Source organism: Pseudomonas sp. LB3P25, assembly GCF_054897985.1.
Genome location: NZ_CM142711.1, coordinates 1,536,967 through 1,560,371 on the forward strand (window position 1 = coordinate 1,536,967; position 23,405 = coordinate 1,560,371).

Here is a 23,405-nt window from a genome sequence, read left to right on the forward strand (position 1 = left end):
CCGGCAAGAACGGGGCTTTTTAACGGAGCGGTCTAAAAAGCTTAGGCATTATCCGGCAAGGACGGAGGGTGGGCCAGACATGAAAATCCCACAGCCGCGCCAGGCACGACTGTGGGATTGGTTTACTGCACAACCTTACTTGATGCGCTGACCTGGCTTGGCGCCGCTGTCAGGGCTGAGCAGGTAGATTTCTTCGCCGCCAGGGCCGGCCGCCATCACCATGCCTTCGGAGATGCCGAACTTCATTTTCCGTGGCTTGAGGTTGGCGATCATCATGGTCAGACGACCATTGAGCTTGGACGGATCCGGATAAGCGCTCTTGATCCCGGCGAACACGTTGCGTTGCTCGTCACCGATGTCCAGGGTCAGGCGCAGCAGTTTGTCGGCACCTTCCACGTGTTCGGCCTTGAGGATCAACGCCACGCGCAGGTCGACGGCGGCAAAGGCATCGAACTCGATTTCCGGTGACAGCGGATCCTTGGCCAGTTCGCCATTACCGGCTGGCGCAGCATCGCCGGTGTCGGTCTGGCTGGCGGTCAGGTCTTCTTTCGAGGCGTCGCTCATGGCTTGCACTTTTACCGGGTCGATACGGGTCATCAACGGTTTGAACTCGTTCAGCTGATGGTTGCTGAGCAAGGTGGCGTGGTCGTTCCAGGTCAGCGGCGCGACGTTCAGGAACGCCTCGGCATCGGCGGCCAGCAGCGGCAGCACCGGCTTGAGGAAGATCACCAGCTGGCGGAACAGGTTGACGCCCAAGGCGCAGATGGCCTGGACTTCGTCTTGCTTGCCTTCCTGTTTGTTCAGCGACCACGGCGCCTTGTCGGCGATCCAGGCGTTGGCGCGGTCGGCCAGGCCCATGATCTCGCGCATGGCGCGGGCGAAGTCGCGAGCCTCGTAGGCCTCGGCAATGCTTGGCGCTGCTGCGAGGAACGCTTCGGTCAGTTCCGGCGCGGCATTACCTGCCACCAGCACACCGGCGTTGCCTTTGTGGATGAAACCGGCGCAACGGCTGGCGATGTTGACGACTTTGCCGACCAGGTCGGAGTTGACCTTCTGCACGAAGTCTTCGAGGTTCAGGTCCAGGTCGTCGACGCCACGGCTCAGCTTCGCCGCGTAGTAGTAGCGCAGGTATTCCGGCGACAGGTGGTCCAGATAGGTCCGGGCCTTGATGAAGGTGCCGCGGGATTTGGACATTTTCTGACCGTTGACGGTCAGGTAGCCGTGTACGTTGATGCCGGTCGGTTTACGGAAACCGGCGCCTTCGAGCATGGCTGGCCAGAACAGGGCGTGGAAGTTGACGATGTCCTTGCCGATGAAATGGTACAGCTCGGCGGTGGAATCCTTGCCCCAGAACGCGTCGAAATCAAGTGTAGGCGTGCGGTCGCAGAGGTTCTTGAAGCTGGCCATGTAGCCGATCGGCGCGTCCAGCCAGACGTAGAAGTATTTGCCTGGCTCGTCAGGGATTTCGAAACCGAAGTACGGCGCATCGCGGGAGATGTCCCACTGTTGCAGGCCGGCATCCAGCCATTCGGCGATTTTGTTCGCCACGGCTTCTTGCAGGGTGCCGCTGCGGGTCCAGGCTTGCAGCATTTCCTGGAAGTCCGGCAGCTTGAAGAAGAAGTGCTGGGAGTCCTTGAGCACCGGAGTGGCGCCAGAGATCGCCGACTTCGGATCCTTCAGGTCGGTCGGCGCGTAGGTCGCACCGCATTTTTCGCAGTTATCGCCGTACTGGTCTTCGGTGCCGCATTTCGGGCAGGTGCCCTTGATGAAGCGGTCGGCCAGGAACATTTTCTTTTCCGGGTCGAAGTACTGAGTGATCGAGCGCGTGGCGATGTGCCCGGCGTCGCGCAGCTTCAGGTAGATCTGGCTCGACAGCTCACGGTTTTCTTCGGCGTGAGTGGAGTGGAAGTTGTCGAAGTCCACTAGGAACTCGGCAAAGTCGGCGCTGTGTTCAGCCTGGACGTTGGCGATCAGTTGTTCCGGGGTGATGCCTTCCTTTTCCGCGCGCAGCATGATGGCCGAACCGTGGGCGTCGTCGGCGCAGACATAAATGCATTGATTGCCGCGGTGCTTCTGGAAGCGCACCCACATATCGGTCTGGATGTATTCCAGCATGTGGCCAAGATGGATCGAACCATTGGCATAGGGCAGGGCGCTGGTGACGAGGATCTTGCGTGGCTCGGACATGGGGCTCGGCTACTTGATGAAACGGAGGTCGGCCACTATAAAGCGCCGGCGCATATTTTTCACCCCCGCGACCCGTATCCGCGGTCCATGTAGCAGCTGGCGAAGCCTGCGTTCGGCGGCGCAGCCGTCGTGAATCCGGGCAACTCGGACTACCTGAAACACCGCGGTGTCTGGTTTTACGACGGCTGCGCCGCCGAACGCAGGCTTCGCCAGCTGCTACAGATCGCATTTAACCATGGGGTGTTTGTCACATTCTGAAAGCATGCCGTCCGGACTATAGAACAGGTACGATACCCGCCTGATTTTCCAGTCTTGCTATCGGAGTTGCCCATGAGCGCCGTCAATCGCGCAGCGGTGGAAGCCGTCCTTCGCCAATACACCGACCCTTATCTGAACCAGGACCCGGTCAGCGCCGGGTGCGTACGCGGCATCGACATTCAGGGTGATCGCGTCAGCGTCCAGCTGGAGCTGGGTTACGCCGCCGGCCTGTTCAAGAGTGGCTGGGCGCAGATGCTGCAAATGGCCATTGAAGGGCTGGACGGCGTGACCATCGCCCGCGTCGAAATCACCAGTGTCATTGCCGCGCACAAGGCTCAAGCGCAGATCCCGGGGCTGGCCAACGTCAAGAACGTGGTGGCCGTGGCGTCCGGCAAGGGCGGTGTGGGCAAATCGACCACCGCCGCCAACCTGGCCCTGGCCCTGGCCCGCGAAGGCGCCAAGGTCGGGATTCTCGACGCGGATATTTACGGACCGAGCCAGGGCATCATGTTCGGCATCCCCGAAGGCACCCGACCCAAGGTCAAGGATCAGAAGTGGTTTATTCCGATCGAGTCCCACGGCGTCGAAGTCATGTCCATGGCGTTCCTGACCGACGACAACACGCCGATGGTCTGGCGCGGGCCGATGGTTTCCGGTGCCTTGTTGCAACTCGTCACTCAAACCGCCTGGGGCGACCTGGATTACCTGGTTATCGACATGCCACCAGGCACCGGCGACATCCAGCTGACCCTGGCGCAGAAAGTCCCGGTGGCCGGTGCGGTGATCGTCACCACGCCGCAAGATCTGGCATTGCTGGACGCGCGCAAGGGCGTGGAGATGTTCCGCAAGGTCAACATCCCGGTGCTGGGCGTGGTGGAAAACATGGCCGTGCACATCTGCTCCAACTGCGGACATGCCGAGCATCTGTTCGGTGAGGGTGGTGGTGTGAAGCTGGCCAGCCAGTACGGCGTCGAGCTGCTGGCTTCGTTGCCGCTGGCGATGGCCATCCGCGAGCAGGCCGATGGCGGCAAGCCAACGGTGATCGCCGAGCCTGACAGCCCGATTGCGATGGTTTACCAGGAACTGGCTCGCCATGTCGGCGCGCGAATCGTGTTGCAGGAAGCGGCGACACCGGCCATGCCGAACATCACGATCAGCGACGATTAAATCGCTGAAGAAACGCAATCCATTGTGGGAGCGAGCTGTGGCGAGGGGATTTATCCCCGTTGGACTGCGAAGCAGGCCCAGTTTTTTGGGGGCGGCTGCGCCACCCAACGGGGATAAATCCCCTCGCCACAGCCGCTCCCACATTTGTTTTGTGTAGGCCCTAAATCCGCAACCCGCCATCCAAATCCAGAATCCGACCGGTGTAGTAGTCGTTTTCGAAAATGTAGGCCGCTGAATGGGCGATCTCTTCAGGCTTGCCCATGCGCTTGAGGGGAATCGCGGACGTTATCTGCTGCAGCGCCTCAGGCTTCATGCTCAGCGTCATTTCGGTTTCGATAAAACCCGGTGCAATGGCCGCCACACGAATACCGTAGCGTGCCAGCTCCTTGGCCCAGGTCACGGTGACTGCAGCGACACCCGCCTTGGCGGCGGAGTAGTTGGTCTGGCCGACGTTGCCAGCGCGGGAGATCGACGAGATATTAATGATCGCGCCGCTGTTGTTCAGCTCGATCATTTTGGCCGCGACTTCACGGGTGCACAGGAATACGCCGGTCAGATTGACGTCGATGACCGACTGCCACTGAGCCAGGCTCATCTTGGTCATCTCGCCGTCCTTGACCTTGATGAGCAGGCCATCGCGCAGGATCCCGGCGTTGTTGATCAGGCCATGGATCGCGCCGAAATCTTCGGCCACCTGGGCGACCATGTGGGTCACTTGCTCTTCATTGGCGACATTGCACAGATAAGCGCGAGCCTCGACACCTTTAGCCTTGCAAGCGGCGACAGCGTCGTCGAGCTTTTCCTGGTTCAGGTCCACCAGCGCCAGCTTCGCGCCTTTACCGGCGAAATACTCGGCCATGGAGCGGCCTAAACCCTGGCAACCGCCGGTGATAATGATTACTTTGTCAGTGAGTTGCATTCGCATGCCCCATAGCAGGAGAGGAGTGGTTTCCTTTTAGAGAGTAGCCTCTCGATCTGCACCTGATGCGGCCTGGCTGCACATGAGAACTGCCCCGATGGCGTACTGGAACTTATCCCCAGGCGCCTGTCCGTTTTTTTGACGGATTCTATATAAGGAGTCATAAATTGAGCGTTGAAGCGGCCAAGAATGCCCGAGAATTGCTTCTCAAGGAATACCGTGGAGTGCTCTCGACGCACTCCAAGGCGATGCCCGGTTTCCCGTTTGGCTCCGTGGTTCCGTACTGTCTGGACGAACAGGGCTGGCCGCTGATCCTTATCAGCCGTATCGCCCAGCACACCCACAACCTGCAGAAAGATCCAAAATGCTCACTGTTTGTGGGCGAGCGCGGGGCCGAAGATGTACAAGCCGTTGGTCGCCTGACCTACCTCGCCGAAGCAGAAAAGCTCGAGGACGAGGCCGCCATCGAAGCGGCGGCTGAGCGTTACTACCGCTATTTCCCGGATTCGCAGAGCTACCACAAGGCCCATGATTTCGATTTCTGGGTGCTCAAACCGGTACGTCACCGTTACATCGGCGGCTTCGGCGCGATTCACTGGGTCGATCAATTGACCCTGGCCAACCCATTCGCCGGTAAGGCCGAGGTGAGTATGGTCGAGCACATGAATGCCGATCACGCCAAAGCCATCGCCCACTACGTCGAGCTGGCAGGCCTGCCGAAAACCGAGCCGGCGCAACTGGTGGGTATCGACACCGAAGGCATGCACCTGCGCATCGGTCAGGGGCTCTACTGGCTGCCGTTTCAAGCGCCGTGTAATACGCCGACACAAGTGCGCGAAGCCTTGGTTTTCCTGGCTCACGCCGAACATTGGCCGAAAAATGAAGTGGCCGACGCTTGAATTCACGAATCGGCGACGTCATCTAGGGAAGACTGGCAAGGCATTCTTGCGTTGAGGAACCATTTGATGCGCCCTTTTTTATTGCTCTTTGTACTGTTTCCGGTGTTGGAGCTGTTCGTATTCGTCAAGGTGAGCGGGGCGATCGGGTTTTTCCCGGCCCTGCTGCTGGTCATTCTCGGCTCGATGCTCGGCGTGTTCGTGCTGCGTATCGCTGGTCTGGCAACTGCATTGCGTGCTCGTGAAAGCCTGAACCGCGGCGAGCTGCCGGCTCAGACCATGCTCGAAGGTTTGATGCTGGCACTGGCGGGTGGTCTGTTGATCCTGCCGGGCTTCGTCACTGACGTGCTGGGTCTGATCATGTTGCTGCCGATCTCTCGTCGACTGTTGGCCAATAAAATGCGCCAGCGTGCCGAAGAGCAGGCGATCCGTCAGCGTGCGTTCGCCGATGACCTTCAGCCACGTGGCGGCGGCCCTGCGACCCGCGAGCCGCTGGGCCGTGAGCCCAACGTGATCGAAGGCGAGTTCGAGCACCGCGATTCCAAGTAAATCGTTTCACCTGCACGGTACCTTCGGGTGCCGTGTTCGTTTTCGGGGCATGGACGTAAAAAATTTCGATCCCCACCCTTGTAATAAGCTTATGCGCCCTTATGTAACGGTCACCGCAAGGTTTCTGGCAATCATGCCAGACAGACTTCCGCGTCTCGCTTGTCGAGTCGCACCCGGCACCGCCGGATTTGTTAAACCCGCCGGGAATACACCGGCCGATGAAAACCACAATTAGGAGAGATCGACAATGAAGCTTCGTCCTCTGCATGACCGCGTCGTCGTCCGTCGCAGCGAAGAAGAAAAGAAAACCGCTGGCGGTATCGTCCTGCCAGGTTCGGCTGCTGAAAAGCCAAACCAGGGCGAAGTCCTCGCTGTAGGCCCGGGCAAAGCACTGGAAAACGGTGAAGTGCGCGCGCTGGCCGTGAAAGTGGGTGACAAGGTTGTATTCGGCCCTTACTCCGGCAGCAACACCGTGAAAGTTGACGGCGAAGACCTGCTGGTAATCGGCGAGAGCGAAATCCTCGCTGTTATCGAAGGCTGATTCCCCGCTCATTTTCCCGCTACTACAAAGTATTTAAGGAATATCGATCATGGCTGCTAAAGAAGTTAAATTCGGCGATTCCGCCCGCAAGAAAATGCTCGCCGGTGTCAACGTCCTGGCTGACGCAGTAAAAGCGACCCTGGGCCCTAAAGGCCGTAACGTGATCATCGAGAAAAGCTTCGGCGCTCCGACCATCACCAAGGACGGCGTGTCCGTTGCCAAAGAAATCGAGCTGAAAGATCGCTTCGAAAACATGGGCGCGCAGCTGGTCAAAGACGTTGCCTCCCGTGCCAACGATGACGCAGGCGACGGCACCACCACCGCTACCGTTCTGGCTCAATCGATCGTCAACGAAGGCCTCAAAGCCGTCGCGGCCGGCATGAACCCGATGGACCTGAAGCGCGGCATCGACAAAGCGACCATCGCTATCGTCAAAGAGCTGAAAGCCCTGTCCAAGCCTTGCGCTGACACCAAGGCCATCGCTCAGGTCGGCACCATCTCGGCCAACTCCGACAGCTCCATCGGCGACATCATTGCCGAAGCCATGGAAAAAGTCGGTAAAGAAGGCGTGATCACCGTTGAAGAAGGCTCGGGCCTGGAAAACGAACTGTCGGTTGTTGAAGGCATGCAGTTCGACCGTGGCTACCTGTCCCCGTACTTCGTCAACAAGCCAGAGACCATGACTGCCGAGCTGGACGGTCCGCTGATCCTGCTGGTCGACAAAAAAATCTCGAACATCCGCGAAATGCTGCCAGTACTGGAAGCCGTTGCCAAAGCCGGCCGTCCACTGCTGATCGTGGCCGAAGACGTTGAAGGCGAAGCCCTGGCGACTCTGGTTGTGAACAACATGCGTGGCATCGTTAAAGTCGCAGCCGTCAAGGCTCCAGGCTTCGGCGACCGTCGCAAGGCCATGCTGCAGGACATCGCTGTTCTGACTGGCGGTACCGTTATCTCCGAAGAGATCGGTCTGAGCCTGGAAAGCACTACCCTGGAACACCTGGGTAATGCCAAGCGCGTGATCCTGTCCAAAGAAAACACCACCGTGATCGACGGTGCCGGCGTTGAGGCTGACATCCAGGCTCGCGTTCTGCAGATCCGTCAGCAAGTGGCTGACACTTCGTCCGACTACGACCGTGAAAAACTGCAAGAGCGTCTGGCCAAACTGTCCGGCGGCGTTGCAGTGATCAAGGTTGGCGCTGGTTCCGAAGTTGAAATGAAAGAGAAGAAAGCCCGCGTTGAAGACGCCCTGCACGCTACCCGTGCAGCCGTTGAAGAAGGCGTGGTACCTGGCGGCGGCGTGGCACTGGTTCGCGCTCTGCAGGCTATCTCCGAGCTGAAAGGCGACAACGATGACCAGAACGTTGGCATCCAGTTGCTGCGTCGCGCTGTTGAAGCGCCACTGCGTCAGATCGTTGCCAACTCCGGCGACGAGCCAAGCGTAGTGGTCGACAAGGTCAAGCAGGGTTCGGGTAACTACGGTTACAACGCTGCTACCGGCGAATACGGCGACATGATCGAAATGGGTATCCTGGACCCGGCCAAAGTGACTCGTTCGGCTCTGCAAGCGGCTTCGTCGATTGCCAGCCTGATGATCACCACCGAAGCCATGATCGCCGAGATCAAGGAAGACGGTCCAGCTGGCGGCGGCATGCCAGACATGGGCGGTATGGGCGGTATGGGCGGCATGATGTAAGCCAGCCTTACCCCGTACCTATAAAAAAGCCCCGCCTGCGATCAGCAGGCGGGGTTTTTTATGTGCGCCCAGCATGGGCGCAATCTTGTGGGTGAAAGTCCCGCCGTAAGCTGACCACAGCGAACGAAGTGAAGCGCAACTGCATGAGGGCGACCGAGTGTGGGGAGGAAGCGTGGATCGAAGCCATGAGCCGATGTACAAGAACCGGATAGAAGGCGAAGCCGATCAGGGCGAGCGGGCATAAAACCGCGAAGCTCTTGTGGTCAAGGATCAGGTTGCGTAAATCCGGCGGTTGTGTGGTGAAGGATTGCGTTCTTACCTGGGGAGATCTCGCCTTGTGCCTGAAAGGGCGACGGTGCAAGCCGGAGCGAGAAGTCAGCAGAGGCCGTAGTAGTCTTTTTTTTTTTTTTGACGAAGGGCCGAACGAGAGAAAGCGTTATAGGCCATGTTGATGCGAACGACCGGAAGTCAGATGCCTGCCAAACGCGGGGCGGATGTGAGGACGCGAGCGGTGAAACCGTGAGAAGCCCCATCAGCGACGAGGTCAATCGCCCGCAAGATGAATCCGACAACGCAGGGCAAGGGCTGCTGGATCGGGCCTTTGCGAGAGAAAACCTGAAGCGGGCATGGAAGCGGGTCAAGGCCAACAAGGGAGCAGCGGGCGTCGATGGTCTGGATATTGAACAGACCGCCGAACATCTACTGAGCCAGTGGGCGGCGATTCGCGAACAGCTTCTTTCAGGCGTCTACCGGCCCAGCCCGGTACGACGTGTGGTCATCCCCAAACCTGACGGCGGTCAGCGCGAGTTGGGAATTCCAACGGTCACCGATCGCTTGATCCAACAAGCGTTGCTGCAAGTCTTGCAACCAGAACTCGATCCGACTTTCAGTGAACACAGCTACGGCTTTCGCCCGGGACGTTGCGCGCAGGATGCTGTTTTGGCGGCTCAGCGCCATGTGTCTTCAGGGCGAAGAGTGGTGGTGGATGTTGATCTGGAGAAGTTCTTCGACCGGGTCGATCACGATATTTTGATTGATCGTTTACGCAAGCGGATTGCGGATCGGGCGGTTATCCGGCTGATTCGGGCGTATCTGGATGCGGGAACGCAGATCAATGGCGTAGTCGAGAAAAGCCGCTGCGGGGCGCCGCAAGGCGGCCCGCTGTCGCCGTTGCTGGCGAACGTGCTGCTGGACGAAGTGGATCGGGAACTTGAACGTCGAGGTCATTGCTTCGTGCGCTATGCCGACGATGCGAATGTGTATGTTCGCAGCAAGAAGGCCGGGCAGCGAGTGATGGCCTTGCTCAAGCGTCTGTATGAAAAGCTGCACTTGAGCGTCAACGAGAGCAAGAGTGCGGTGGCGAGTGTATTTGGTCGCAAGTTTCTGGGGTACGCGTTCTGGGCTTCTCCACAAGGCGTCAAAAGGACAGTAGCGGTCAAAGCGCGTCAGCGCTTCAAACAGTGCATCCGCTGGTTTACCCGGCGCTCAGGTGGCCGCAGCTTGCAACAAGTTGTCGACCGATTAAGGCCCTACATGCTTGGCTGGAAGGGATATTTCGGCTTGTCGCAAACTCCCAGAATCTGGCGAGAGTTAGATGAATGGATACGACACCGACTACGAGCAATCCAGCTCAAGCAATGGCGGCGTAGTTCAACGATCTATCGAGAGCTGCGCAGGTTGGGTGCAAGTGAGGCTACTGCTCGCAAAGTGGCGGGAAGCTCTCGCTGCTGGTGGCGCAATAGCGCTCTTGAACTCAACCGAGTGCTCGATATAGCGTGGTTCGACAGAACGGGTTTACCGCGTCTCTCCTGACCTCAATCTCTCGAACCGCCCGGTGCGGACCCGCATGCCGGGTGGTGTGGCAGGGGAACGGCCTATGAAGGCCGTCCCCTATGCCGATTGTCTGAATTGTGAGGGTCACATCGGATTATTGTGGGAGCGAGCCTGCTCGCGAAAGCGGTGTAATAGTCGACAGAAATGTTGAATGTTTTGGCCCCTTCGCGAGCAGGCTCGCTCCCACATTTTTTGATCTATGTTTCAGGCGCTGACCGGATCCGCCTTGATCTCTCGCTCAGCCTTGGAAGCGGGGCGATAAAGGATGTAGTAATACGACCCCAGACAAATCAGCCAGCAGAAAATCGCCGTCCACACATTGTGCGAAAAGAAGTGCGCGCCCTGCATCATCCGGCTGATGGAAAACACCGTGCCCAACGCGAAAGCGAACACAAACGCCCGGCGCGCCAGACGCGGACGACGGTCACGCAGGACAAAGAACAGCGCAAACAGTGTGAAACCGGTCGCCGCATGACCGCCGGGCCAGCAACGGCCGGGTTTATCGGTGTGCGGGCGAGGGCTGAGCAGTTCGCTGTAGGTTTCGTGACCGCCGAATTGCTCAAGGCTCCACGGGCATTGAACGGCCGTCACCGCTTTGACTGGCGTGACAAAGGAGGTTGCCAGAGCCAGAGACAGCACCAGGCAGCCCAGTTCCCGTTTGATCGGTTTGAGCCTGTCCATGAAAAAGGAGGCGATGAAGCCGAAGATGGCCAACACCGAGAAGGCGATGACCACTTGCTTGGCGCGGTCATGCAGGATCTCTTCCAGGAAGTAACTGTGCCGCCCGATGAAATCCCCCGCGACCGGGTCATAAAACAGCTTGGCAAGGTCCATGTCCAGGGACGTCAGTTCGAGCAGCACCAGAATGATCGCCGCGATGGCGGGAACGCCCAGACACACCCAGAAATTGAGCGGGCGGGAGGCGGGGCGGACAGCAATTGATGACATGGTGGATCCTGAACAAAGGAAAAAGCCCCGGGGCATCAGCCCGGGGCGATTCGATTAATGTGCGCTGACTTGGTCGGTGCCCTCCTTGGGCGCCCTCCAGCCAAGCAGCTGTTGCTTGAAGCCATAACTGGCGGTTTGGTAATAGGTGATAGCACGGGCAATCAATGGGTCGCTGGCGGTGGCCTGGGATTCGCGGCTCTCGGTCAGTGCTTCATCATGGCGCCGCAGCCCTTGGCGAGGGCTCAGGATCGCCAAATTCTTGCCGTCGAACAAGCCCAAATGCTGGTAATTACCAACGACCACGCGGGGCGGCAGTGGATTGTCCTGCAGCAAGTTGCGGCCGAAGAAGGTCGATTGATAATCCAGGTTCAGCAAACCCAGCAAGGTCGGCGCCAGGTCGATCTGGCTGGCCAACTGCGCGGTTTCCCGTGCATCGATCAGCTTTGGTGCATAGATGAACAGCGGAATCTGATAGTTGCTGATCGGCAAGTCTTCCATGCCGGCGCTGCCGGCCGTGTGGTCGGCGACGAAGACGAAGATTGTATTGTCAAACCACGGCTTTTGGCGCGCCTGATCGAGGAACTGACCAATGGCATAGTCGGTGTACTTCACCGCACCGTCGCGACCGTTGCCGGATTTGATGTCGATCCGGTTGTCCGGGTAGGTATAAGGACGATGGTTGGAGGTGGTCATCAGTTGCAGCAGAAACGGCTGCTGTTTCGCGTAGTCAGCGTCGGCCAGTTTGAGGGTCTGCTTGTAGAGATCTTCGTCAGCCATGCCCCAGGCATTTTTGAAGTGGATCTCTGATTCATCGACGCTGCTCTGGTCCACCACACGGTAACCGTTGCCACTGAAGAACGCGTTCATATTGTCGAAGTAACCGCGTCCGCCATAGACGAACACGCTGTCGTAACCCACGGCGGTGAGTTGCTGGCCGAGGCTGGCGAAACCGCTTTCACGCCCCACACGCTTGACGATCGAACGCCCCGGGGTTGGCGGGATAGCCAGGGTAATGGCCTCAAGGCCGCGATCGGTGCGGGTGCCGGTGGCATAGAAGTTGTTGAAGTACAGGCTCTGCTTGCGCAAGGCATCAAGGTTGGGTGTCAGGTTGCGGTCGTCGCCGTTACTGCCCATGTACTTGGCGCTGAAGCTTTCAATCGTCACCAGCACAATGTTGGGTTTGCGCGCAGTGCCCGGGTTGTCGATCATCCGGCGAATGTCCTGCGGATCCTCGCCGATGAAACGCGCGTTGGGTTCGCTCAGTTCGGCACGAATCTGCTGAGCAACGATTGCCGGCGGCAGGCTGCTGTAGAACTGCGGGTAATCCAGCTCGTTGTTACGGAATGCAGCGAAGAACTGATAGGGCCCATTGCTCGCCAGTTCGTTCTGATAGGCGTTACCGCCTTGGGCGCGCGGTGAATCCTGACTGAGCAGTTGCAAGCTCAGGCCCGCGACGATCAACAGGCCCAGCGCATTCAGCAGGCGCCCGCGCAGTGGCGGCAACGGTGCGTCCAGCGCGGCATTGAAAGGTTTGCGCAAGGCAAAGCTCAGGGCGATGGCCAACACGGCAAGGATGCTCAGCAGCGTACCGATTGGATAAGACTCCAACAGGTTATTCAGCACCTCGTCGGAATACACCAGGTAATCGACGGCGATGAAGTTGAAGCGCACACCGAATTCATCCCAAAACAGCCACTCGGCTACTGCGGTGAACAACATGGCGAACAGGCTGACGGTCAGCAGTCCCTGAAGGAACCAGCGATGGCCGCGGCGACGCCACAGGGCCGGTGGGCAGAGCAGCAAGTAGAGGCCCATCGGCAGCGCTGCGTAGGCAATGAAGCCCAGGTCGTACAGCAGGCCGATGCCAAACACCGACAGAAATCCGCTACCGGCTTCATCCAGATGGGTGAGCAGCAACACCGTGCGGGTCAGCAAGAAAATGACCAGCCATGTGCCGGTTACGAGCAGGAGAAAGCGCATTGGCGCGGTCTTGAGGAGGTCCATTGTGTGTACATTCCTTAACAACAATTACGTGGGATTCTCGCGCCTCCACTGTAGTCGGCTTGTGAATCGATAGTGAAAAACGTGTTAACTCTATCATTTGGTTGAGCGGATTGATTCCAGGCACCGTAACCCTAGCCCTGAGCCACACTTGGCCTTAAGCTGCGCGGGCCAAGACGGCCGTTACTGTGTACGCAGGAGATACCCATGCGAATTCTATTGGTTGAAGACAACCGCGATATCCTGGCCAATCTGGCCGATTACCTGGGGCTCAAGGGTTACACCGTGGATTGCGCGCAGGACGGTTTGTCAGGCTTGCACCTGGCGGCCACCGAGCATTACGACTTGATCGTGCTCGACATCATGTTGCCCGGCATCGACGGTTACACCCTGTGCAAACGCCTGCGCGAAGACGCGCGCCGCGACACGCCGGTGATCATGCTCACTGCCCGCGATCAATTGGACGACCGGCTGCAAGGTTTCAAATCCGGCGCCGATGATTACCTGATCAAACCCTTTGCCCTGTCTGAATTGGCGGCGCGCATCGAGGCGGTCATGCGTCGCACCCAGGGTGGCGGTCGCCGTACTTTGCAGGTCGGCGATCTGAACTACGACCTCGATACCCTGGAAGTCACCCGCGAAGGTCGTCTGCTCAAACTCAACCCGGTGGGCCTGAAGTTGCTGGCCGTGTTGATGCAAAAAAGTCCTCATGTACTGCGCCGGGAAATTCTCGAAGAGGCGCTGTGGGGTGACGACTGCCCGGACAGCGACAGCCTGCGCAGCCACGTCCATCAATTGCGCCAAGTGATCGACAAGCCGTTCGCCAAACCGTTGCTGCAAACCGTGCACGGTGTGGGTTATCGCTTGGCCGAGGGCCGTGATGGAGTTTAAGCAGAGCCTTGCTCAACGGATCATCATCGCCTTTGCGCTGATGAGCGCACTGGTCGCGGGGACCTTTGCCATGGGCATTGTGGCGACTGTGCACCTGGTGGAAGAAAAACTGATTTCGGCAGGTCTGGGGGGCGATTTACAACGGCTGTTGCTCATGGACAGTGTCACGGACTGGAGCCATCGCCCTGAGCCGGACCAGCTGTTCTATTTCAGTGGCGGGCCGGGCGATTTTAAGTTGCCCAAGGATTTACGCCATCTGGAGCCGGGTTTTCACGAAGTGTTTCGTGAGCAGCTGTCGTATCACGCGATGGTCGAAGTCGTCGACGGCCGGCGTTATGTGCTGTTACAGGATCAGAGCGATTTCGAAGAGCGTGAACGGGTGCTGTTTGCCGTGGTGCTGGTGGGCTTCGTTCTGAGTCTGGCATTGGCGGTGTTTCTCGGCTGGATACTGGCGCGCAAAGTGATGGCGCCCGTGGTGCGACTGGCCCGCCAGGTCCGTCACCGTGACCAATTATTAGGTATGGCGCCACCCCTGGCGCCGGATTACGCCGCTGATGAGGTGGGCGAGTTGGCCGTGGCCTTCGACGCAACACTCGGGCGCTTGCGCCAGGCGTTGACCCGCGAACGGTTATTCACCAGTGACGTCAGCCACGAGCTGCGCACGCCATTGATGGTGCTGGCCAGTTCCTGCGAGCTGCTGCTGGAAAATCCCGGCATCGATCAGCGTGGACGTGCTCAGGTCGAGCGAATCGCCCGCGCCTGTGAAGAGATGCGCGAGCTGGTGCAAACCTTTCTGATGTTGGCCCGCAAACAACGTGAAGACGCCAGCATGTCGCCCCAGCAAACCCTGAACCAGGTCGCCGATGGACTGCTCAATCTGTGGCGCGAGCCGATCGAGTCCAAGGGATTGACGCTGATCTTTGAACCGGACAATCCGGCAAACACCTGCTACAACGCAACCCTTCTGCACGCGGTCATGGGCAACCTGCTGCGTAATGCGCTGCATTACACCGAGCACGGGTTTATTCGCCTGACGCTGACGGCCACCGGTTTCATCGTCGAAGACAGTGGCGTGGGCATTCCCGAGGAAAAACGCGAGGCGATGTTCGAGCCCTTCGTGCGGGGCAGCGAGAAACGCGGCGAAGGCCTGGGGCTGGGGCTGTCGCTGGTGCAACGGATCTGTGAAAACCAGGGTTGGAGCGTCAGCCTGACGAACATGGAACCCAACGGCTGTCGTTTTCAGGTGGAGTTGTCAACGAATAACTGATCGCCTTATTGAAACGCATTAACCCAGTGCAATCGTTTTCGTCCTGTAAATCCTCGAAATCATTCGGGGTTTTGCATGACATTTTTTTCACAAAGGCATGACCTGACGCTGACACGGCGCTACCTATCGTGGGAGCCATCAGCAGCTCAGGAAACCTTGATGATGGACGGCCCGATCAAACTGGATTTTTCCGAAAAATACGACGATCAACACGCTCAACGATACCTGCGCAAACACAAGGATGGCCTTGGCCGTCGCCTGTCCCACTGGCGTGACGAGCAACTGGCGCGCAAGGCGTTGGCACTGGCCGGTGAGCCGGGGCTGATCCTCGATTTGCCCTGCGGTGCGGGGCGCTTTTGGCCATTGCTGGCGGAAAAAACCAATCGCGCCATCATCGGGGCCGACAATTCCGAATCCATGCTGAAGATTGCCATGCAGGCGCAACCTGCCGATGTGGTGAAACGGGTACAACCCTTGCACACTTCTGCATTCGACATTGCCTTGCCTGATAACGCCGTCGACAGCATTTTCTGCATGCGTTTGCTCCATCACATCGGTGAAGCCGAGCATCGACTGGCTATCTTGCGCGAGTTCGAGCGAGTCACTCGCGACAGCGTGATCCTTTCTTTATGGGTGGACGGCAATTTCAAAGCGTGGAAACGCAAGCGCGCCGAGAAAACCCGTGAGCAGGAAGGTTACCAAAATCGATTTGTGTTACCGGCTGCTACGGTTGAAAAGGAATTCGAGCAGGCGGGTTTTCATATTCAGGAACAACTGGACTTTTTACCGCTCTATGCCATGTGGCGGGTCTACGTATTACGCAAGAGGTAACAGAATGGCAGTGCAATGTGCAGCAGAAACGGAAGTCGCTCCTCAGGACCGCTTCGATTATTTTTGGAATCAGCGCGGTGAATGGGTAGAAGAACCCAACGTCCGTCGCGGCGGAGAAAGCGGCGTGCAGCGCGTCGTGAGCAGCAATGGACAGCTGCTGTACGTTAAACGTCAGACCGGGCATATCCATCGCAGCTTGCTGCACCCGTTCGGTCGGCCGACGGTGTTGCGCGAGCGCGATGCGCTCATCGGCCTGAACCTGCTCGACGTTCGCGTTCCGGAAATCGTTTTCTGCGGTGCACAGCGCGATCCGGTGCATAAATGGCGCGCATTGCTGATTACCAAGTCGCTGGACGGCTTCGAGGAAATTGAACACTGGTACGCTGGCGGCGGTCGCGAGCGTCACGGTGAGGCCGTGCATGAACGAGTGTTGAAGGATCTGGCCGAGAACCTGGCCCGGATGCACAAGGCCCGCTGGCAGCACAGCTGCCTCTACGTCAAGCACGTATTCGTGCGCATCACCGGCGAAGGCGAGGCTGCAAAAGTTGAAGTGGCCTTGATCGATCTGGAGAAATGCCGGCAGCGTTTGACCGCCCGGCAAGCGGCTATTCATGACATGAAGCAACTGCGTCGCCATTCGTCGTTCAGCACGACGGACTGGCAAAAACTCGTCTACTTTTATAAGACGGCGTTTGGCAGCGCTATCAAGGGTTTATAGCAATGAAACTCGAAATTGCACGAGGTATATTTTTAATAGGAGCCTTGGCAGTTGCTTCACTGGCGGTGGCGGCTTGGGAGCAGCCCCGCACGCAAGTCCTCAGTTCAGTGAACGGCGACGCACACTGTCCGTTGCCACGAGTTGCCAAGGCATCCGTGGCATCCCGCCCCGATCATGATTTTTTGCTGTTCATGTTCGGACTTTCTCAAGGATTGAGGCCGCAAAGTTGAACACATTGAAGCCCAAATAAAAGGCCTCGCAAATGCGAGGCCTTTTTTATTGGTGCGCCAGGCATGGCGCGTTGCGCGTAAGCGCAACCAGTTTGGCTGTGGTGGCCACGCTGGTGACTTGGAGGTGAAAGTCCTCTACACACCCGGCAAGGGGAAGTGTTAGCTGAAGGCAAGGGTGTCGCGGGTGACCGCGAATCTGAAGGAAGCCCGAGGTAAAATGCTGGCCTGACGAACAGGAAGCGGATTAGGCGGCGCAGCGGGGTAAGAAGGCCAATATCTTCAAAGCCCGATACTTGCACGGAACGCTGTGACGTAGATCCGACAGGCATAAGCAGGAAGGTCGCGCGAATTACCCTGGGAGATCTGTTTAGCCTGCCATGTGCTACCGGCGCCGTGAGGTGACGGGATGGGCGACAGAAGTCAGCAGAGGCCGTAGTAGCTGCTCGAAACCGGAGCAATGAAGGGCTGAACCTGCCATGAGTGGATAGTCGGGTGTGATCTCTGTTGGAGCGTAAAGCAGAAACTCCGCGTAGCGGGGGTCGAGACCATCAGGAGGTAGGAGCCGGAAGCTCCGAGGGCCGGTCTGGGCGCTTAGATACCGCAGGCGACACATCAACGGAACCAAGCTCGCTGACGCTGTTTATCAGTAGGCAGGAACCGCCGTATACGGAACCGTACGTACGGTGGTGTGAGAGGACGGCGGGGGCAACCCCGCCTCCTACTCGATCCCTGAGTTCAGGTCGTGATGCCGAACCAATGTGGGAGCGAGCCTGTGTGGCGAGGGGATTTATCCCCGTTGGGCTGCGAAGCGGCCCCAAAATCGAAAACCGCGGTGTATTAGGTACACCGCACTTAATGGTTTTACGACTGCTTCGCAGCCGAACGGGGCGGTGCGACGTTTCGATAAATCCCCTCGCCACACAGGCTCGCTCCCACAGGGTTGTGCTGCGTTCCCTAGGGTTTATCGGGTTTTGCCAAAAGCGTGTAAACACACGGCAGCACAAACAACGTAAACAACGTCCCGATCGACATCCCCGTGGCGATCACCGTGCCGATGTCGAACCGGCTGACGGCGCCCGCCCCCGTGGCGATGATCAACGGCACCATACCGAACACCATCGCAGCCGTGGTCATCAACACCGGACGCAGACGAATGGCCGCCGCTTCCTCCACGGCCTCGCGCGGCGTCAGGCCTTTGTCCTTGCGTAACTGGTTGGCAAATTCGACGATCAGGATTCCGTGCTTGCTGATCAGCCCGATCAACGTCACCAGGCCGACCTGGGTGTAGATGTTCATGCTCGACCAGCCCAGGAACAGCGGGATCAACGCGCCACAGATCGATAGCGGCACGGTCACCAGAATCACCAGCGGATCGCGGAAGCTTTCGAACTGAGCGGCCAGTACCAGGAAAATGATCGCCAGCGCCAGGGCGAAGGTGACCCACAGCGCACTGCCTTCCTGGACGTATTGCCGTGATGCGCCGGCATAATCGAAGGCATAACCCACCGGCGCCTCTTCCCGAGCGATCTGGCGCACGGCGTCGATGGCTTCACCCATGCTGACTAGCGGAACCCCGGACAGGATGGCCGAGTTGAGTTGCTGGAACTGGTTCAACTGCCGTGGGCGCGCCCGGTCGCTCACAGTGATCAGGGTCGACAGGGCCAGCAGTTGGCCTTGGGTGTTCTTGACGTAGTAATTGTTCAGCCAGTCGGGGTTGTCCCGGAAAGGTCGTTCGACCTGAGCGATGACTTTGTAGCTGCGACCTTCAATGGTGAAACGGTTGATCTCCGCCTCACCCAGCAACGTCGCGAGCGTCCCGCCCAGGTCCTGCATGGAAACACCCATCTGTGCGGCCTTGGCGCGATCGATATCCACCACCACTTCGGGCTTGTCGAACGCCAGGTCGAGGTCGACGAAGGCGAACTTGCCGGACTCCATTGCTCTCTTTTTCACCCGGTCGGTCACTTGCAGCAGCGACTCGTAATCGTTGGCGGAGTTGATGACGAACTGAAACGGCAGCCCCTCACCGGTGCCGGGCAGGGAAGGCAGGTTGAAGCCGAAGATCTGCAGCCCGGAAATGCTCTCCAGTTTGCGCTGGACCTCGGGCAGGATTTTCATCTGAGTGCGGCTGCGTTCGTTCCACGGTTTGAGCAGGAAGCCGCCGATTCCCGATTGCACGCCGTTGAAGCCATTGATCTGGAACGACGAGTAGTACTCGGGAAACGTCTTGAAGATCGTGACGAACTCGTCGGTGTACGCGCTCAGATAGTCGAGGTTGGCCGGTTGCGGGGCCTTGGCCATCATGAAAATGATGCCTTGGTCCTCGTCCGGCGCCAGTTCCGACTTGGTGAACATGAGCAACACCGGAATCAGGCACAACACGATCACTGCGAACACCAGCACCACCGGCCGGGTGTTGAGGGTGCCATGAAGCATGCTCCGGTAGCGGCGCTTGAGGCCTTCGAAAATCAGATCCAGGCGATGGGCCAGACCGCTGGGATTTTCGTCGTGACGCAGCAAGAAGGCGCACATCATCGGCGACAGGGTCAGGGCGACAATGCCGGAGATCACCACCGCCCCGGCCAGGGTCAGGGCGAACTCCTTGAACAGCGCCCCCGTGAGTCCTGTCAGGAAGCCGATTGGCGCATAGACCGCCGCCAGGGTGATGGTCATCGAGACCACCGGCATGGCGATTTCCCGGGCGCCTTCGATGGCCGCATCCAGCGGCGTTTTGCCTTCTTCGATGTGCCGGTGGATGTTTTCCACCACGACGATAGCGTCGTCCACCACCAGGCCGATGGCCAATACCATCGCCAGCAACGTCAGCAGATTGATCGAGTAGCCCATCATCTGCATGAAGAACATCACGCCGATCATCGACAGCGGAATGGTGACTACCGGGATCACCACCGACCGCAGCGCGCCGAGAAACAGGAACACCACCACGATGACGATCAGCACCGCCTCGAACAATGTTTTGATCACCTCGTTGATCGAGGCCTGGATAAACAGCGTGGCGTCGTAGGCGATTTCACCTTTAAGGTTCGGCGGCAGCTGGGCTTCCAGGTCCGGCATGATCTTGCGCACTTCCTTGATCACGTCCAGCGGGTTGGCACCGGGCGTGGCCTTGATGCCGATGTACACCGAAGGGGTGCCGCCGAAAGAACTGATTGAGTCATAGTTTTCCGCACCCATTTCAACCCGCGCCACATCGCTGAGCAGCACACGACTGTCACCCTCGACCTTGAGCGGAATCGCGGCAAAGGCTTCGGCGGACTTGAGCTCGGTATTGGCGTTGATGCTGGTGACGACGTACTCGCCTTTCACTTCGCCGGCGGCGGAAAGGAAGTTGTACTTGCGCACGGCATCGGTCACGTCGCTGGCACTCAGGCCGAAACCGGCCAGCTTGACCGGGTCTAGCCACAGACGCATGGCAAACACCTGATTGCCGAGAATCTCGGCTTCGGCCATGCCCGGCAGGGTCGCCAGCTTCGGCTGGATGACCCGTGACAGGTAGTCGGTAATCTGCGGGTTGCTCAGCTCCTTACTGAAGAAGCTGATGTACATCAGTGCCGAGGCGTCGGCGGCTTCCTTGCTCAGTACCGGGTCTTCGGCGTCCTGGGGCAGCTGGTTCTTCACCTCGTTGGCTTTGGCCAGCAGTTCGGTGAACAAGCGGTCGCTGTTGGAGCCGATGCGCGCGTAGATCGAGATCACCGAGAAGTTCTGGCGACTGACCGAGGTCATGTAGTCGATACCCTCGGCACTGGCCAGACTTTGCTGCATCGGTTGGGTGATGTAGCCCTGGATGGTTTCGGCGTTGGCCCCGGGATAAGCGGTGGTCACCGTGATCAGGGCGTTTTCCATTTGCGGGTATTGGCGCAATGGCAACTTGCTCCAGGCCTGGAAGCCCAGCAGCACAATCAACAGGCTGACCACGGTGGCGAGCACCGGGCGGCGGATAAACGGGTCGGTAAAAGCCATGGGGATTCCTTGATCAGTCCGCGCGTGGCGGGCTGTTCTTCTCGGCTAAGGTCTTGTCGTCGCTGATCGCAATGTGTGCGCCGTTGTCCAGTTTGATCTGGCCGGCCGTGACCACTTTTTCACCGTTCTGTACGCCTTTGGTGATCATCACCTGCCCATCGCGGCGCTCGCCGGTTTCGATGAAACGTCGTTCGGCGATCAGGATCGGTTGGCCCTTGTCGTCTTTTTCAAGGCTGCCGTCTTCGGCTTTTTTCTGTGCAACGACATAGAGCGAGTTGCCGTACAGCGTGTAAGTGATCGCGCTTTCCGGCACGACGATGCGCGGCTGCGGGTCGGGCAATAACACTTGCAGGCTGGCGAACATCCCCGGCAGCAGTTTGCCGTCGGGGTTGGCCAGTGTCGCGCGGACCTGGACGTTGCGCGTGCTGTTTTCGACTTTCGGATTGATCGCACTGACGGTGCCGGGGAAGGTTTGTGACGGGTAGGCCGCGACAATGATCTGCACCGATTGGCCGAGGGCGATCTTCGGTACCGACTGCTCGGGCACGAAGAAGTCTACATAGAGGCTGCTGAGGTCTTGCAGGGTGGCAATCATGGTGCCGCTGGCGAGATAGTCACCGATGTCCACTTGACGAATGCCGATGGTCCCGCTGAACGGTGCGAGCAAGCGTTTTTTGGCCAGCGCCGCCTTGAGCTGATTGACCGTGGCCCGGCTCTTTTGCAACACCGCAGAGAGGCGGTCGAATTCGCCTTTGGAAATGGCCTGGCTGCCCACCAGTTGGCTGCCGCGACCGTAATCGAGCTGCGCCAGCCCCAGGTCAGCCTGAGCGGTTTCAAGCAGGGCGGTTTCCACCACGCTGTCAAGTTGCAGCAGCGGTTGGCCGACCTTGACCTTTTGACCGGATTCAAACTGCAAATCCCTCACCGTGCCCGAAGCTTCCAGGCTCAGGTCGACACCTTGCAGCGCCGTGAGGGTGCCGACCGCCGGCAGGCGCGCTTGCCACGGCCGCTCGGTGGCCGTGGCCACGGCGACACTGATCGCCGGTTTCGGCACAGCAAAGCCCTGAATCATCGTGTAGATGGAGAAGGCTTTGTAACCGGCCAGGATCAGCACGATCAGCAGAACAACACCCAACATGATCAGCATGCGGCGACGCAGCATATTTCCACTTCCTTGGAGAAAATCAGGTGAGACAGTGGGGCACATTACCGCGAGTGGGAAGGGGTTTCCAACTGGCAGAACTTACAGGTCGGCGTCACCCCGACCTGTAATTGAATGGACTCGCCCAAGCCGAGGCGTCTGTGCGCCACGGTGGCATTCTTATAGAAGCCAACGACAGCGAGGGCGAGGCCATGAAAAAGCATACGACGATCAACCAGTCTTTGTCAGCCGATGCGGCGGCATGCACCACAGTTGCGGTGGATCTTGCCAAAAGGGTCTTTCAAGTGGCCGGGGAGGATGCCCTCGGTCAGGTGATATTCGAGGATCGAATCAAGTCACGCGAGGCCTTTCAGGTATTTCTTCATAAGCTACCAGTGAGCGTGACGGTGTTGGTGGAAACCGGGCCAGGCGCTCAGGCGTGGGCGCGGTTGCTGCAAACGCAGGGTAATCCAGTGCGCATCCTGCCGGCCCAGTTGGTTGCCAATCATCGCAGCGGCCCGAAAAATGATCGCAACGATGCATTGGCTATCTTGCGCGCAGGCCGCGATTGCAAGATCTCATCTGTACCGCTCAAGAGTGCGGCGGCGCTGGCGATGCAGGCTCTGCACAGGGCCCGGCAGGGATATGTACGGCGACGTACTGCGGTCGGCAATCAGATGCGCGGTTTACTGCTGGAACACGGTGTGGCCATGGCGCAGGGCGAAATAGCTATCAGCCAGCTCGTGCCTCGGGTACTGGAAGATACCACCCAACCGTTGCCCGATTTGCTGCGCGAACTGATCGCCGAACTGCTGGGCGAATGGAGTCAACTGGGCGAACGCGTCAACGTGCTGACTGGTCGGCTGGAAACAGCCGCGAAGGCGGACGAGACGGCGAAGCGGCTGATGACGGTGCGCGGCGTTGGTCCGATCATCGCCACGGCGTTGTTGGCCAAGCAGACCGAGCCTGAACGCTTCGCCAACGCCCGCTTGTTCGCCGCCTACTTCGGGTTGGTGCCCAGCCAGCACAGCAGCGGCGAGAAGGTCCGGTTGGGCAAGATGAGCAAGCATGGCGATGCTTACTTGCGCAGTCTGACGATCCAGGGTGCCCATGCCGTTTTAAGACAGCTACGACCCGATTCACAGCAGCCGGACGACCAACGTCTCCAGCGTTGGATATCCCGCCTGGGTCGCAAGGAGGCGGCGGTGCGCTTGGCCAACCGCAACCTGCGCATCCTCTGGGTGCTATTGCAAAACGACCAGACTTATCGTCGCCAGCCGGGCACTGGCCAGGAGGCTGCGATGAGTCACTGATAACAGAGTTCTGCCACCGGGGCGTTAAGCCGCTCCAACCC

18 protein-coding genes are annotated in these 23,405 nt (G+C 58.9%); 12 read left to right on the forward strand and 6 right to left on the reverse strand.

The features are described 5' to 3' along the window. Positions 1 to 135 precede the first annotated feature (135 nt). Positions 136 to 2,187: a methionine--tRNA ligase gene (gene metG, locus ACYZTW_RS06705; protein WP_462004236.1), complete on the reverse strand. Its 2,052-nt coding sequence runs from the start codon at positions 2,185 to 2,187 to the stop codon at positions 136 to 138. 330 nt (positions 2,188 to 2,517) lie between these two features. Here metG and apbC point away from each other — a divergent pair, with 330 nt between their 5' ends. Then, positions 2,518 to 3,612 carry an iron-sulfur cluster carrier protein ApbC gene (apbC, locus tag ACYZTW_RS06710; RefSeq protein ID WP_462004237.1) on the forward strand — a complete coding sequence of 365 codons (1,095 nt, stop codon included), beginning with the start codon at positions 2,518 to 2,520 and terminating at the stop codon, positions 3,610 to 3,612. Between the two features lie 160 nt (positions 3,613 to 3,772). On the opposite strand, the gene ACYZTW_RS06715 is transcribed toward apbC, so the two are convergent. Continuing rightward, positions 3,773 to 4,531 (reverse strand): SDR family oxidoreductase, encoded by a 759-nt coding sequence (locus ACYZTW_RS06715; protein WP_462004238.1) that lies wholly within the window; start codon positions 4,529 to 4,531, stop codon positions 3,773 to 3,775. Positions 4,532 to 4,698: 167 nt separating this feature from the next. Between ACYZTW_RS06715 and ACYZTW_RS06720 the strand changes: the two genes are divergently transcribed. From ACYZTW_RS06720 to ltrA, 5 genes are all read left to right on the forward strand, one after another. Next, the gene (locus tag ACYZTW_RS06720; RefSeq protein ID WP_462004239.1) at positions 4,699 to 5,430 is read left to right on the forward strand and encodes a HugZ family pyridoxamine 5'-phosphate oxidase; all 732 of its coding nucleotides are present in this window, start codon (positions 4,699 to 4,701) and stop codon (positions 5,428 to 5,430) included. A gap of 66 nt (positions 5,431 to 5,496) precedes the next feature. Further along, positions 5,497 to 5,976 carry an FxsA family protein gene (locus ACYZTW_RS06725; protein WP_462004240.1) on the forward strand — a complete coding sequence of 160 codons (480 nt, stop codon included), beginning with the start codon at positions 5,497 to 5,499 and terminating at the stop codon, positions 5,974 to 5,976. A gap of 247 nt (positions 5,977 to 6,223) precedes the next feature. After that, the gene (locus tag ACYZTW_RS06730; protein ID WP_008155545.1) at positions 6,224 to 6,517 is read left to right on the forward strand and encodes a co-chaperone GroES; all 294 of its coding nucleotides are present in this window, start codon (positions 6,224 to 6,226) and stop codon (positions 6,515 to 6,517) included. Between the two features lie 49 nt (positions 6,518 to 6,566). Continuing rightward, positions 6,567 to 8,210, forward strand: coding sequence for a chaperonin GroEL (gene groL, locus ACYZTW_RS06735; RefSeq protein ID WP_008155543.1), 1,644 nt, complete (start codon positions 6,567 to 6,569; stop codon positions 8,208 to 8,210). Positions 8,211 to 8,729: 519 nt separating this feature from the next. Then, entirely contained in the window at positions 8,730 to 10,022 is a 1,293-nt protein-coding gene (ltrA, locus tag ACYZTW_RS06740; protein ID WP_462001131.1) for a group II intron reverse transcriptase/maturase, read from the forward strand. A gap of 225 nt (positions 10,023 to 10,247) precedes the next feature. Here the strand turns inward: ltrA and ACYZTW_RS06745 are convergent, their stop codons facing one another. Then, positions 10,248 to 10,991, reverse strand: a complete 744-nt coding sequence (locus ACYZTW_RS06745) for a phosphatase PAP2 family protein (protein WP_462004241.1) — start codon at positions 10,989 to 10,991, stop codon at positions 10,248 to 10,250. Positions 10,992 to 11,045: 54 nt separating this feature from the next. Continuing rightward, complete coding sequence (locus ACYZTW_RS06750) at positions 11,046 to 12,995, reverse strand: LTA synthase family protein (protein WP_462004242.1); 1,950 nt, start codon at positions 12,993 to 12,995, stop codon at positions 11,046 to 11,048. Between the two features lie 204 nt (positions 12,996 to 13,199). Here ACYZTW_RS06750 and colR point away from each other — a divergent pair, with 204 nt between their 5' ends. The 5 genes from colR (at position 13,200) to ACYZTW_RS06775 (ending at position 16,929) form a co-directional block, all read left to right on the forward strand. Further along, entirely contained in the window at positions 13,200 to 13,883 is a 684-nt protein-coding gene (colR, locus tag ACYZTW_RS06755; protein WP_008155536.1) for a two-component system response regulator ColR, read from the forward strand. After that, entirely contained in the window at positions 13,873 to 15,150 is a 1,278-nt protein-coding gene (locus ACYZTW_RS06760) for a sensor histidine kinase (protein WP_462004243.1), read from the forward strand. The genes colR and ACYZTW_RS06760 overlap by 11 nt, the downstream gene beginning before the upstream one ends. 162 nt (positions 15,151 to 15,312) lie before the next feature. Next, on the forward strand, positions 15,313 to 15,981 hold the full coding sequence (locus ACYZTW_RS06765; protein ID WP_462005713.1) for a class I SAM-dependent methyltransferase: 669 nt from the start codon (positions 15,313 to 15,315) through the stop codon (positions 15,979 to 15,981). A gap of 4 nt (positions 15,982 to 15,985) precedes the next feature. Beyond that, on the forward strand, positions 15,986 to 16,699 hold the full coding sequence (locus ACYZTW_RS06770; protein ID WP_462004244.1) for a lipopolysaccharide kinase InaA family protein: 714 nt from the start codon (positions 15,986 to 15,988) through the stop codon (positions 16,697 to 16,699). A 2-nt stretch (positions 16,700 to 16,701) separates the two neighbouring features. After that, positions 16,702 to 16,929, forward strand: coding sequence for a hypothetical protein (locus tag ACYZTW_RS06775; RefSeq protein ID WP_462004245.1), 228 nt, complete (start codon positions 16,702 to 16,704; stop codon positions 16,927 to 16,929). Positions 16,930 to 17,883: 954 nt separating this feature from the next. Here ACYZTW_RS06775 and ACYZTW_RS06780 read toward each other — a convergent pair. Then, positions 17,884 to 20,910 (reverse strand): multidrug efflux RND transporter permease subunit, encoded by a 3,027-nt coding sequence (locus tag ACYZTW_RS06780; protein WP_462004246.1) that lies wholly within the window; start codon positions 20,908 to 20,910, stop codon positions 17,884 to 17,886. A 13-nt stretch (positions 20,911 to 20,923) separates the two neighbouring features. Further along, positions 20,924 to 22,072, reverse strand: coding sequence for an efflux RND transporter periplasmic adaptor subunit (locus ACYZTW_RS06785; RefSeq protein ID WP_462004247.1), 1,149 nt, complete (start codon positions 22,070 to 22,072; stop codon positions 20,924 to 20,926). A gap of 191 nt (positions 22,073 to 22,263) precedes the next feature. On the opposite strand from ACYZTW_RS06785, the gene ACYZTW_RS06790 reads away from it, so the two are divergent. After that, positions 22,264 to 23,364 carry an IS110 family RNA-guided transposase gene (locus ACYZTW_RS06790; protein WP_462005284.1) on the forward strand — a complete coding sequence of 367 codons (1,101 nt, stop codon included), beginning with the start codon at positions 22,264 to 22,266 and terminating at the stop codon, positions 23,362 to 23,364. The last annotated feature ends 41 nt before the right edge of the window (positions 23,365 to 23,405 follow it).